General features: G+C 63.0%; 9 protein-coding genes and 1 pseudogene. 8 read left to right on the forward strand and 2 right to left on the reverse strand.

The annotated features are described in order from the left end of the window. On the reverse strand, window positions 1-638 hold a 638-nt coding region (locus AC1D34_RS29310; protein ID WP_476826106.1), incomplete at its 3' end, for an enolase C-terminal domain-like protein. A gap of 343 nt (window positions 639-981) precedes the next feature. Between AC1D34_RS29310 and AC1D34_RS29315 the strand changes: the two genes are divergently transcribed. The 6 genes from AC1D34_RS29315 (at window position 982) to AC1D34_RS29340 (ending at window position 8,475) form a co-directional block, all read left to right on the forward strand. Next, window positions 982-1,686 (forward strand): GntR family transcriptional regulator, encoded by a 705-nt coding sequence (locus tag AC1D34_RS29315; protein ID WP_441492642.1) that lies wholly within the window; start codon window positions 982-984, stop codon window positions 1,684-1,686. A 412-nt stretch (window positions 1,687-2,098) separates the two neighbouring features. Next, complete coding sequence (locus AC1D34_RS29320; RefSeq protein WP_476826107.1) at window positions 2,099-4,675, forward strand: ABC transporter substrate-binding protein; 2,577 nt, start codon at window positions 2,099-2,101, stop codon at window positions 4,673-4,675. Between the two features lie 11 nt (window positions 4,676-4,686). Further along, complete coding sequence (locus AC1D34_RS29325) at window positions 4,687-5,622, forward strand: ABC transporter permease (RefSeq protein WP_441480561.1); 936 nt, start codon at window positions 4,687-4,689, stop codon at window positions 5,620-5,622. Continuing rightward, complete coding sequence (locus tag AC1D34_RS29330) at window positions 5,622-6,503, forward strand: ABC transporter permease (RefSeq protein WP_476826108.1); 882 nt, start codon at window positions 5,622-5,624, stop codon at window positions 6,501-6,503. The genes AC1D34_RS29325 and AC1D34_RS29330 overlap by 1 nt, the downstream gene beginning before the upstream one ends. After that, window positions 6,500-7,486, forward strand: a complete 987-nt coding sequence (locus tag AC1D34_RS29335; RefSeq protein WP_476826109.1) for an ABC transporter ATP-binding protein — start codon at window positions 6,500-6,502, stop codon at window positions 7,484-7,486. The genes AC1D34_RS29330 and AC1D34_RS29335 overlap by 4 nt, the downstream gene beginning before the upstream one ends. Continuing rightward, window positions 7,483-8,475, forward strand: coding sequence for an ABC transporter ATP-binding protein (locus AC1D34_RS29340; protein WP_476826110.1), 993 nt, complete (start codon window positions 7,483-7,485; stop codon window positions 8,473-8,475). Before AC1D34_RS29335 ends, AC1D34_RS29340 begins: the two co-directional genes overlap by 4 nt. Window positions 8,476-8,854: 379 nt before the next feature. Here the strand turns inward: AC1D34_RS29340 and AC1D34_RS29345 are convergent, their stop codons facing one another. Continuing rightward, a complete protein-coding gene (locus AC1D34_RS29345; protein ID WP_476826111.1) occupies window positions 8,855-10,066 on the reverse strand; it encodes a carboxymuconolactone decarboxylase family protein in 1,212 nt (403 codons plus the stop codon). 156 nt (window positions 10,067-10,222) lie between these two features. Here AC1D34_RS29345 and AC1D34_RS29350 point away from each other — a divergent pair, with 156 nt between their 5' ends. Together AC1D34_RS29350 and AC1D34_RS29355 are read left to right on the forward strand one after the other, a co-directional pair. Beyond that, on the forward strand, window positions 10,223-11,137 hold the full coding sequence (locus AC1D34_RS29350; protein WP_441480566.1) for a LysR family transcriptional regulator: 915 nt from the start codon (window positions 10,223-10,225) through the stop codon (window positions 11,135-11,137). 803 nt (window positions 11,138-11,940) lie between these two features. Beyond that, window positions 11,941-12,072 (forward strand): annotated as a pseudogene (locus AC1D34_RS29355) (hypothetical protein); the annotation flags it as partial.

Raw genomic sequence — 12,072 nt, forward strand, 5'->3', positions numbered from 1 at the left:
CCCCCGTCGCTATAGGGATCCTCGTACCAGAAGAAATTGGCGTCATCGCAGGCCCGGCCGACTTCGAGCGCGTCGGCAAAGCTGCGCAGATGGCAGGCAGCGTCATGCATCAGCGCCATCCTGTCGCCGATGCGCTGGCCAAGCAGACGCACGGCCGCGGCATCGCGCGTCGGGCTGCCGTCGGTCCAGCCATGCATTTTGAATCCGCGGTAGCCGAGCTCGTAACATTCCTCGGCGAAGTCGGCGAAGGCTTCGGGGGTCGTGAGGCCGCCACCCTCGCCGCCGAACCAGGTCGAGGCGTAGGCGGGGAGGCGGGTCTTGCCGCCGCCGAGCATTTGGCTGACCGACAGGCCCAGTCGATGGCCGGCCAGATCCCACATCGCGATGTCGATCACGCCAGCGCCCATGCGGTCTTCCTTGCGGAGCTGGCGGCGGACACGCTCATAGGCCCGTTCGCGGGCGAAGACGTCGAGGCCGAGCACAGCGCGGGCGCAGGCCGCGGCCTGGGCCAGCGAGTTCGCCTGGCCGCCGACATAGGCGCCCCGCGCGCCGTCCCGCGTTTCCATTCGCACTGCGAGGCGAGTGCGCGCGGACTTCGCGCCGGTCACGTCGATGCCGCCGGGTCCGACTCCGACCATCGGATAACTGAATATCCAAATTTCGACACGGACGATTTCGCTCGCGCGAGGACCTGGTTCGGATCCGTCTTGCGTCTTGTCCAGTAGCCGCACGTCCATGGTGCTCGCTTCCAATCCCTTGGCACGGCCGGTTGTGACCCAGGGTCCGGGTCGCGAGGCCCAGGCTGGCTGGACATCTTCGGCTTCGTCGGATTATATAATATCTATAACTTCGCAGAAGGCGGCGAATGTCAAGACGTCCGAATGAGGCTGATTGCGTCGCACGGGTTGCATCAACCCGCATTGCGTTTCACGAACGGGCGGCGATCAGGCGGGCGGTGGAATCGACGATGAGAGCGCCGAGATGACGGACGCACCGGCCCCCGCCAGCCGAATCGTGCCCTTCATGCAGGCGACGACGTATCAGCGGCTGCGCGAGGCCATCCGCGCCGACATCGTTGCCGGGACCTTCGCGCCGTCTGAACATTTGAAAATGGCGGCGCTGGTGCAGCGCTACGGGACGAGCCCCGCGCCGATCCGCGAGGCGCTTGGGCAGCTCGAAGGCGAGGGCTGGATTGAAATTCTACCGAACCGGGGCGCGCGGGTTCGTTCGATCGAACGGGCCTTCATCCGCGAATTATTCGAGATCCGCCTTGCTCTTGAACCGCCTCTGGCCGGCTACAGCGCGGCGGTTGCAACCGTTAGCGACATCAACGCACTCTGGGCTATCCATAAGGATTATGCCGCCGCGATCGGCCAGGGCAATTCGGCGGCGATCTCTTCGACCAACGGCGCTTTCCACACCAGCATCCTGTCGATCCGCCCGAACCGATCCGCGCTGGTTCTGCTCGATCAGCACAATGCATTCGTTGGAGCGACGCGACGCCGCTTCGGCTTCCCCGACCACCGCCTTGCCGCAATGGTGCCCGAGCACGAGGCGATCATCGAGGCCTGCGCGCGCAACGATGCGACTGCCGTGCGTCGGCTGATGCGTGCGCATATTCAACGCTCGATCGACGAGTTGATCCCGCGGCTGCCGGGCAACGACCCGGATCATCTCGAGAGTTGAACAGTTCTGACAGGTGCGAGCGGTGGCTTTTACTATCAACCGACCGTGCTGAGTGGGGTTCCGGTGGATGCAGCCATTTGAAACGACGGTTCTTCGGTCGCACTGCGCCGATCTCTACGTTCCCAGCCAAGTAGGAGGCGACCCGCCTGGCCAACGACACCGAGAACGGGCCGATTTTAATGTCTGAACACGCGACCTCTCCAACGGGTTGCGGGGCGCGGGCAAACTGGAAAGCGTCATGGGCGGCACCGATCGACGGCCTAGGGTGGATCTATCGGCTCCGTTCGACGCTACCAAGCAGAGTGGGTTCGCGCGACGCCATCCTCGTATTCAGTGAGACTAAATAGGTCGCAGTGAGCTGATGAGCGCCCTGCGATAATCAGGTGGGTCTAACGTACCAAGGGGGGGCATAATGAAGATTGCCAAGGTAGAGACGTTCCAGGTTGATTGGGGTGCGTCTGCAAAGGGGGCGCGAAGCGCGTTCGTCCGGATCGAGACTGAGGATGGTCAATACGGCCTGGGTGAAGCCTCGCCCATGCAAGGCGGCCTGGCTTCGCTAGTCATCATCGCCAACGACATGGCGCCGGCCCTGATCGGGAAGGATGCTCTCGATCATGCCGTCCTGCTGGACACTTTGTTCCACAAGTGCATCAAACTTGGGCCGGAAGGGGCCACAACGGCCGCGCTCGCAGCGCTCGACATCGCGCTCTGGGATCTCAAAGGAAAGCTGCTCGGCCAGCCTGTCTACAAGCTACTCGGCGGGGCCTGGCGCACGGCTCTACCCTGCTATGCCTCCGTTGGGGGCAATGCCTGGCGCACGGTTGATCAGGTTGTCGAAGTCGTCATGCGGCGGGTGGAGAAGGAGCGGCCCGCGGCGGTGAAGATCCGCTGGGACGGMGACCGGACCAGGCAGGACGTCGATATTCCCGGCGACATTGCCAAGGCCAAGGCTGTCCGCAAGGCGCTGGGCGATCAGTTCGTGCTCGGGTTCGACGCTAATAACGGCTATTCGGTCGGCGGCGCGATGCGGGTCGGCCGGGCGCTCGAAGACCTTGGCTACACGTGGTTCGAAGAGCCCGTGCAGCACTACCATGTCGCTGCCATGGGCGAGGTCGCCCAGCGCCTCGACATCACCGTTTCCGCCGGCGAGCAGACCTATACGCTTCAGGGGCTCAAGGACCTGATCAATGCCGGCGTGCGCATGGTGCAGCCTGACATCGTCAAGATGGGAGGCATCACCGGGCTGATGCAATGCGCCGCCGTCGCCTATGCTCACGGCGTCGAGCTCGTCCCGCACCAGACCCAGCCTTCCGTCGGCCACCTCGCCAATATTCATGTGCTGTCGACCATCATGCATCTCAGCAAACCGGTCGAATTGGCGGATAACTGGGAGCGGGCCGGATCGCTCTTCAAGAAGAACCCGTCCGAGCCCATCGATGGCCGCTTCGAATTGCCGACGGCCCCGGGGCTCGGAATGGAATTCGACGAGGCCGAGATGAAAAAGCGGAGTTCGCCCACGAGCATCAATCCGCAGCAGCCCGGGATGACCGGGGGCGACAACTGGGCGATTCACCAGGTGTTCGATACTCTCGTGAAATCAGACGAAGGGACGTTTGCAATCCGGCCCGAGGACTTCCGCCCCAGTCTCGCCGAGAGCTGGGAAAGCTCGGAGGATGCCAAGACGTGGACATACAAGCTGCGCCGAGGGGTGAAGTTCCACAAGGGCTACGGTGAAATGACGGCTGACGATGTCGTCTTTACCTTCGCCCGGCATCTTGATCCGAAGATCGTGACCAACCAGAAGCCGCTCTACTCCAATGTCGAGGCGGTCAAGGCGCTCGATCCTCACACCGTCCAGTTTACCCTCAAACGGCCCGATCCGCTGTTCAACGGCAGCGTCGTGACCACCCTCGCGGCCTCGATCCTCTGCCGGAAGGCCTTCGAGGAGAAGGGCAAGGACTTCGCCATGAGTCCGGTCGGGACGGGCCCATACCAGGTGGAAACAGTCAGCCCCAGCGACGGGATCCAACTGGCTGCCTTCCCAGATCACTTCGCTGGACCGGCGGTTACCAAGACGATCCATGTCCGCTTCATTGCCGACACGACGGCGCGAACCCTCGCCTTCGCCTCAGGCCAGGTCGACATGATCGAAGGCGTCCGCTCTCCCGGCTGGCTCCCATCGATGCGCCAGCGCTCGGCCAGCACGATCTTCGACGCCACGGCGCCCGGCAGCTTCAACCTGCTCCACCTGAACCTGACGCGGCCGCCGCTGAACGATATCCGCGTGCGGCAGGCGATCCGCTACGCCATCAACAGCGACCAGATCGCAACGGCATTTGCCGGTCTTGCGGTCCCGATGGTCGGGGTCATCGCTCCGCAATTCGCCGGAGCGGTCAAGAAAGCGGATTTGCCCCCCGAGCTGCAATACAACTACGATCCCAAGAAAGCCAAGGCGCTGCTGGCAGAGGCGGGGCACCCGAACGGCGTGACCATTCCCTGCTTCACCAGCCAGCGTGAGGATTATGCGGCGATCATGCTGATGCTCCAGGAGCAGCTGCGCGCCGTCGGCATCAACCTCGATCTCAAGATCATCGACCATGCGACCATGCATTCCGAGAACCGCAAGGACCGGAATTCGATCGCCCTGTACTCGTCCAGCTACCCGCCGGTGCCGACGCAGCCCTTCCTGCAGCTGCTGTCGGCCGAAGCGGACGTCAAGGCCGATGGCACCGGAGCGGAAAACTACAGCCACTACGGCGTCGCCATTCCCGGCATCGACGCACTCATCGAAAAGGCTCAGGACGAGCCCGATTTCAACAAGCGTATCGCGCTCATCCAGGACATCGAGAAGCAGGTTCTGCGTGATCTGCCGCTCCTTGGGATTGTCACGCTCTCCTATGTCATAGCGCGCAATCCGCGTGTGAACATCGGATTCCCGGTCAAGTCTGGCTACGCCTATTGGCGTTTGAACAAGGCCACGCGCGTCTAAAGGGGCAGACCATGCTGCGTGTCATCGGAGCGAGACTGCTCGATGCCGTGCCGACGGTCCTGCTGGTGCTGACGCTCGTGTTCATCGCGCTGCGCCTGCTCCCTGGGGACCCGGCACTCGTCGCCCTCGGCGACTATGCGACCGCGGAACAGCTTGCGCTGTTTCGCGAGCAAATGGGGCTGAATGCGCCCCTCTGGCAGCAGTACCTCACCTTCATCTGGGACATGCTGACGCTCGATTTCGGGCAGTCCCTGATCGATCGAACGCCGGTCCTCCGGCTGCTGGCCGATAATCTGCCCTACACGATCGAGCTGACGCTTGTCGCGACGGGGATGGGGCTGCTCGTCGGGATTCCGCTCGGGGTGGTCGCGGCCGTCAACCGCAACAAGCTCCCCGACGCCGGCGTTCGCGTGTTCTCCCTCATCGGCTACGCGATCCCCGACTTCTATCTCGGGGCGCTCCTGCTGATCGTGTTTGCCCTGACCCTCGGCTGGTTCCCGATCAATGGCGGGGGCACCGGATTTTTCGACCGCATGTACCACGTGTTTCTGCCGGCGGTGACACTCGCCATGGTCAAGACGGCCTTCCTCGGCCGGTTGACACGGACCTCACTGCTCGAGGTCCTTGGCAAGGACTATATCCGCACGGCACGGGCGAAAGGCGCACGAGAGAACCGCGTCATCTATCGGCACGGGCTGCGCAACGCCTTGCTGCCGATCACGACCGGGCTGGGGCTCAGTCTTCTGGCGACGCTGTCTGGGTCGGTCGCGATCGAGCTGGTCTTCAACCGGCCAGGCATCGGGGAAGTCCTGATCAGCGCAATCGCCAAGCGGGACTATCCAGTCATCCAGGCGGGCGTCGTGGTGTTCGCCTTCTTTGTTGTTCTGATCAACCTGCTGGTCGACCTCGCCTACATCGTGGTCGATCCCAGAATTCGGGTGAAGTGATGACGCTTGCCACGGAACAGACCCATGTTCTCGCGCCGGAAGAGCCACGCTTCGGATTGCTGCGCAGCATCATCCTGGGCCAGCCCTCCACGATCCTGGCGACGATCATCATCGCGGTCTTCCTTGCCATCGCCGTTCTGGCGCCCGCGATTGCACCTTATGATCCGCTGGCGCAGAGCTATCTCGCGATCAACTCATACCCGTCGGCGGAACACTGGCTCGGCACGGATCAGTTCGGACGAGACGTGCTGTCGCGCCTGATCTTCGGATCACGCAATTCGCTGATCTTCGGTCTGATCTCTCCGACGCTGGCTGCGCTCGTTGGTACCGCACTTGGCGTCGCCGCCGGGTATTTCGGCGGGATGATCGATCGTCTGGTGACCCGGATCATCGACCTCCTGCTGGCATTCCCGGAGCTGCTGCTCGCTATCATGATCGCAGCCGTGCTCGGCGGCGGCTTCTGGAACGTCGTGGCGGTGATAACCATCGCGTTCGTGCCGGGCTTTGCCCGCGTGGCGCGGGCCTCGACGCTCGCGGTCAAGCAGGAACCCTATGTTGAAGCGGCCATCGCCGCGGGGGTCACCACGCCCATGATCATCGTCCGGCATGTGCTCCCGAATATCTCGGCGCCCATCGTGGTGCTGATGACGCTGTGGGTCGCATCGGCCATTCGGCTCGAGGCCTCCCTCAGCTTCCTCGGGATCGGCACCCAGCCGCCCAATCCGAGCTGGGGCAACATCATCCGCGACGGCTTGGGGAACATCTTTGGCTCCCCCTGGCCGATCATCGGAGCGGGCTTCGCCATCACGATGGTCGTCCTGGCCTTCAACCTGATCGGCGATGCGGCCCGCGACGTGCTCGATCCGGAGGCCGCTCAATGACGCCACCTCTTCTGAAAGTAGAGAATCTGGCGGTCGAGTTCGGTCCCAAGACCAATCCCATCCGTGCCGTCAATGGCGTGAGTTTCGAGATCGAGGCCGGCGGCGCCGTTGGCATCGTCGGCGAGTCCGGGTCGGGGAAGTCGATCACGTCGCTGTCGATCCTGCGGCTGATCCCCGAGCCGCCGGGCCGGATTGTGCAGGGCCGGGTCGAGCTGAACGGGGTCAATCTTCTCGATCTGCCCCGAGCGAAAATGCCCRATATCCGCGGGCGCGAAATCGCGATGATCTTTCAGGAGCCGATGAGTTCGCTCAACCCCCTGATGACCATTGGCGATCAAATCGGCGAAGCCATCATGCTCCATTCCGCGCTCGATCGCGAAGCGCGGCGGCGCCGGGTGATCGAGGTGCTGAACCTTGTGGGGATTCCCGATGCCGCGGGCCGGGTCGACGCCTATCCTCACCAGTTCTCGGGCGGGATGCGCCAACGCGTGATGATCGCGATGGCGCTCGCATGCAGCCCCAAGCTGTTGATCGCCGACGAGCCGACAACCGCGCTCGACGTCACGATCCAGGCCCAGGTGCTCGAACTGATGAAGCGGGTTCGGTCCGCGACGAACACGGCAATCCTCCTGATCTCGCACGATCTGGGCGTCATTGCCGATGTCTGCGAACGGGTGATCGTCATGTATGCCGGTCGTGTCGTGGAAGACGGCGACGTGCGATCGATTTTCCGCAGGCCAAGTCATCCCTATACGCGCGGTCTGCTGGAATCGATCCCCCACCTCAGGGATCAGCGCCGACGCCTGTTCCAGATTCCCGGCTCGGTGCCATTGCCCGGCACCGTCAAGCAGGGCTGCCCGTTCTATTCCCGATGTTCGCTGCGGGTTGACGAATGCGCCAGGGAAATGCCGCCGATGTTCCGCTTCGGCGAGAGCCATACAGCGGCCTGCTGGGTCACAGCAAAGGCGGAGGCCGTCCAATGATCGAGCCGCTTATCCGGACCGAGAATCTCAGCAAGACCTTTGGCGAGGCCGGCGGCCTTTTCCGCAGATCGAAGGGCAGCAGCGTCCGTGCCGTGGACGGCGTGTCCTTTTCGATCAATCGCGGCGAGACCGTCGCGGTCGTCGGGGAGTCCGGCTGCGGCAAGTCCACCATGGGACGGCTGCTGCTGCGCTTGATCGATGCGACGGAAGGCAGCGTCTTCTTCGAGGGAACGGACATCAACACGCTCTCGCGAAGCGAGATGCGGCAGATGCGCCAAAGAGCACAAATGGTGTTTCAGGATCCCTACGGGTCCCTGAGCCCGCGCAGGAGCATTGCCGACATCGTCGCCGAACCGCTCGAGGCTTTCGGCCTTGTTCGCAACCGGCGGGAGAAACGGGAGCGGGTCGCGGAACTTCTGAACCAGGTCGGACTATCGCCCAGCTTCATGGACCGGAAGCCGCGCCAGTTCTCGGGCGGCCAACGTCAGCGGATCGGCATTGCCCGGGCCATTTCGGTTGATCCGAGTTTCGTCGTGGCGGATGAGCCGGTCTCCGCTTTGGACGTCTCCGTGCAGGCACAGATCGTCAATCTTCTGCAGGACCTGCAGGAGCAGAAGCGCTTCACATATCTCTTCATTGCCCATGACCTTGCCGTGGTCCGGCACATCGCTGAGCGGGTCATGGTGATGTATCTAGGACGCGTCGTTGAGATCGGGCACAAGGAGCAGATCTATTCGGCCCCGCAACACCCCTACACCCAGGCCCTCCTGTCGGCGGCCCCTGAGCCGGACCCGGATTTCAAGGCCAGGCGCATCATTCTCGAGGGCGACGTCCCCAGCCCGACACGCGTTCCTACGGGGTGCAGTTTTCACACCCGCTGCCCGCTGGTGCAGGACATTTGCAAGGCAGAACGCCCAGCATTGCGCGAAGTGATGCCTGGGCAAAGCGCAGCTTGCCACTTTGCGAGTCCGAATCCCATACCGGCCTGAACAGCGCACGGCTGCTCGATCGCGTTTCCACGGCGACTTCGGAGCGACAATCCATGCCGCTCTCCCAAGACAATCCTGAAGCCTCGCCGTCCCTTATTACGGAGGGCATTTCTCCGTCAGCCGGACGATTTCCGGCTCGAGCTCGTGGGCGGGCGCCATCGCTCCGAGTCAGTCAGCTGCGGAAGGTTCTCGTCGCATTTGCGGCCGGCGCTGGCCGGCTAATCGACGGTGGAAGGTGATCTGCTTCCGGCTGAGCGGCGTGCGACGAGATGGCGCCGACAATTGTGGCGAGGTGCGATCCGGGCGATGGCCGGGCGGCCTGGCCGATAGTCAGCACGATCCCTGAGCAAGTTGCCGTATGCGGCGGCAACCAAGCACTTCATTCGGGGCGCTTGGCGAATTCCTCGCCGGCAATCCGCACCGCCTGTTGCACGACGGGATAGCCGCTGTAGGGCACGAGGTTGAGGAGGGTTTCGAGCACCTCCTTGCGGCTCGCGCCGGCATTGAGTGCCGCGTTGATGTGGACACGCAGCGGGGCTTCCGTAGTCGTGGTCGCGACCGCCGCCAAGGCCGCGCAGGCCGTCAGCTCGCGGATTATAGGATCGATGCCTGGTCGTGAGAAAACGTCGCCGTACGAGTGCTCGACGATCATCCGACCGATATCCGGTGCAATGTCGTCGAAGCTGCCGATGACCGTTTCACCGGATGCTCCGGAGGTCTGTGCAAGTGTCGCGAGCCCGCGCTTCCGACGCAACTCCCGGCTCTCGGACAGTTGTGCCGCCGCGGATGGCGCCGTGATCGCTGTAGCGCCGCGGTCTGCCGAGAAGGCCCGTTGGGCGAGACCGAAGGCGTTGAGTGCGGCGGGAAATCCGGCATAGACGCTAAGCTGCATTAGCGCCTCGGCAACCTCTGCAGGCGACAGGCCCTGCTTGAGGGCGACTTTGAGATGGAAATCGAGAGCGTCGTCGCGGTTGCCGGTCGCCGCCAGCATCGAAATGATGGCGAGGTGCTTGGCCTTCGGTTCCAACCCCTCGCGCGCCAGCGACTCGCCGAAGGCGAATTCAATCGTCCAGCGTGCAAGGTCCGGCGAGATCGCTTCAAGAGGCCGCAGATGGCCTTCGCCGTTGACCGCTAGGAGGGCTTCCAGTCCGCGCCGGTATCGCTGCGTTCCGTCGTCGCTTGCCGGTGGCGGGGCCTCGAAGGTGATGCCTCGCTCCTGGAAGATCTCGCGCGCCAGGGCGATCGAAACGACGGCGGAGGGGAAGCCGAGAACCGCCACGGATACGAACAGCAACTCGACCAAATCCTGCGGTCTCCCGCCGGCGTTGAGGAAGCCTGTCATATGAAACTTGAGCTGCGGTTTGACGCTGCCCAGCGCCATCAAACAAGAGACGGTGCAAATCTGCCGTAGCGGCAAACTCAGTCCCGGGCGGGAGAGAATATCGCCATAAGAATATTCGACCGTAAAACGCGCCAAGTCCGGCGACGCCTCTGCAAGGCGTTTGATCGGCAAGTCAAAACCCTCGCCGCCGATCCGCTGGAGAACCTTCATGCCGCGTTCGAAACGCTCGCCGTTTGCGTCTTGAGCCATGGTCTGCTGGGCTCCCATCAAGCCGCTTCATGAAGAGGGTTTCGGGGGGGCATGCCTTCGGCCATGCGGCGCGATAGAGCCGCCGCCCCGTGCCCCTATCAGAGATTCATCGCTGAACGATTGCGATAAATCCAATTCATTAATAATATCATCGTCATGAATGCGGTTCATCTTGCCAATATCGATCTGAATCTGCTGGTGGTGTTCGATGCCGTGTTTGCAGAAGGTCATGCCACGCGCGCAGCCGAACGGATCGGGCTGACCCAGCCGGCCGTGAGCCACGCGCTCAACCGGCTGCGTGCTTTGTTCGGCGATCCACTCTTCGTCCGCTCGCCGCGTGGCATGGTGCCGACTTCGCTGGCCCAAGACATCGCGCCGAACGTGCGATCTATCCTCGAGCAGGTGCAAGGCGTACTGCGTGGCGGGCGTGCTTTCGACCCGACCGCGAGCACACGGCAGTTCGTCCTCGGTCTCTCGGACTATGCCGCCTTCGTGCTTCTGCCTCGCCTGACCGCACGCCTCGACCAAGAGGCGCCGGGCCTGTCTCTCGTCGCCCGCAATACGAGCCGGAGCGTCGGCCTGCCGATGCTGGAGGATGGAACGGTCGAACTGATCGCGGGCAACTTTCCGGAGCCGCCGACACACATGCGGGAGGAACTGCTCTACGAAGAAGACTTCATCTGCGCCGGCCGCGGCGACCACCCCAATCTCGGCGAACCGCTCGATCTCGACCGATATTTGGCCCTTCGCCACATTCAGGTCTCGATGAGGGGCAATCCGAGCGGCTATGTCGACGCCGTGCTGGCGGAAAGAGGGCTCAAGCGAAATGTGGCCGTAACCGTCGGACACTTCCTGATGGCCCCAATGCTGGTGGACGCCTCCGATCTCGTGGCGACGGAACCACGCCGCCTCTTTACGCCGCTTGCCGGCCGCCTACCCCTCAGGCTCTTCCCGCCGCCGATCGACATTCCCCAGTTCCGGGTGGTGCAGACATGGCACTCAAGGCACGATGCTGATCCGGGCCATCAGTGGCTGCGGCGCATTCTCCGGGAAGTCGGTCAACAGGCATAAGTCACTAATCTACGGGCGACCCCCTGAACGGTCCCGCTCACTCGGCGCTTCATCGTCGGCCCATACTACTAGGTAGTTCGATGGCGTCGGACATTTTCGCGGCAGACGGCCAAAGGCGTCGCACGTTAAATTCGATTCCTGAGCGCGAAGCCGAGCTGAACCGGGCCAATCACTCTGCGGCAATTTGGAGGGCTAGCGTAGACATGGTGCCCATCATCGTGGAGCGTAGCCCGCCAGCCCCGCCGATTCCCACTCGAGCGGTTCGGCCCCGAGTTGATCTTCATTGAAAACGTGCCTGGCATAGCGGTCGGCAAGAGCGACGAGAGCGCTCCGCTCGATCGCCTTATCGAATGGCTCGGCCGCAACGGCTACCTGCCCGATATCTTGGCACACTTCGTTGAGTGTGGTCTCCTGTCCCTTGTGGAAGTATGCTCTTGGGGAGGCGTGGGCGAGTTCTCATTCACGAGGCATATCAGGTTTCCATGTCAGGCCATGCGATCCACATCAAGATCGACGGAAGAACCTACTCGGGGACCTTCAAAGTTGACCGAAAGATGCTGATCGTCACAACAACCTACGGCAGCAAATCCGCCGAAACGAACCCGCGGGTGGCACATGAGACCCTTGCTCACCAACTCCTTCAGGAACTTGTCCAGCAGGAAAAGTCGCGCAAGGGCTCGACGCTCTGACGAAAGGCGTGCGCTCGGCATTGTCACGGGAATGATGTGATCTGAGCCTGCCACGGTAGGGTAGGAGCATACAGCACCGATTTCGTCATCGCGGGCACGAATGGCGATGATGTCATCACCGGCACGCCGGGCGACGACCGGATCTTCGCGGCCGGCGGCAATGACCAAGTCACTGCGCTTGCTGGCGATGACGAGGTCCATGGCGGCGCCGGCGACGATATCCTCGATGGCGGTCCGGGCGGCTTC

The sequence above is a fragment of the Allobosea sp. P1_A7 genome, from assembly GCF_056406775.1.

Bases quoted from the DNA above. Each gene is read 5' to 3' on its own strand.
- AC1D34_RS29315 (WP_441492642.1), top strand. From the start codon at position 982: ATGACGGACGCACCGGCCCCCGCCAGCCGAATCGTGCCCTTCATGCAG.
- AC1D34_RS29325 (WP_441480561.1), top strand. From the start codon at position 4,687: ATGCTGCGTGTCATCGGAGCGAGACTGCTCGATGCCGTGCCGACGGTC.
- AC1D34_RS29330 (WP_476826108.1), top strand. From the start codon at position 5,622: ATGACGCTTGCCACGGAACAGACCCATGTTCTCGCGCCGGAAGAGCCA.
- AC1D34_RS29340 (WP_476826110.1), top strand. From the start codon at position 7,483: ATGATCGAGCCGCTTATCCGGACCGAGAATCTCAGCAAGACCTTTGGC.
- AC1D34_RS29345 (WP_476826111.1), bottom strand. From the start codon at position 10,066: ATGGCTCAAGACGCAAACGGCGAGCGTTTCGAACGCGGCATGAAGGTT.
- AC1D34_RS29350 (WP_441480566.1), top strand. From the start codon at position 10,223: ATGAATGCGGTTCATCTTGCCAATATCGATCTGAATCTGCTGGTGGTG.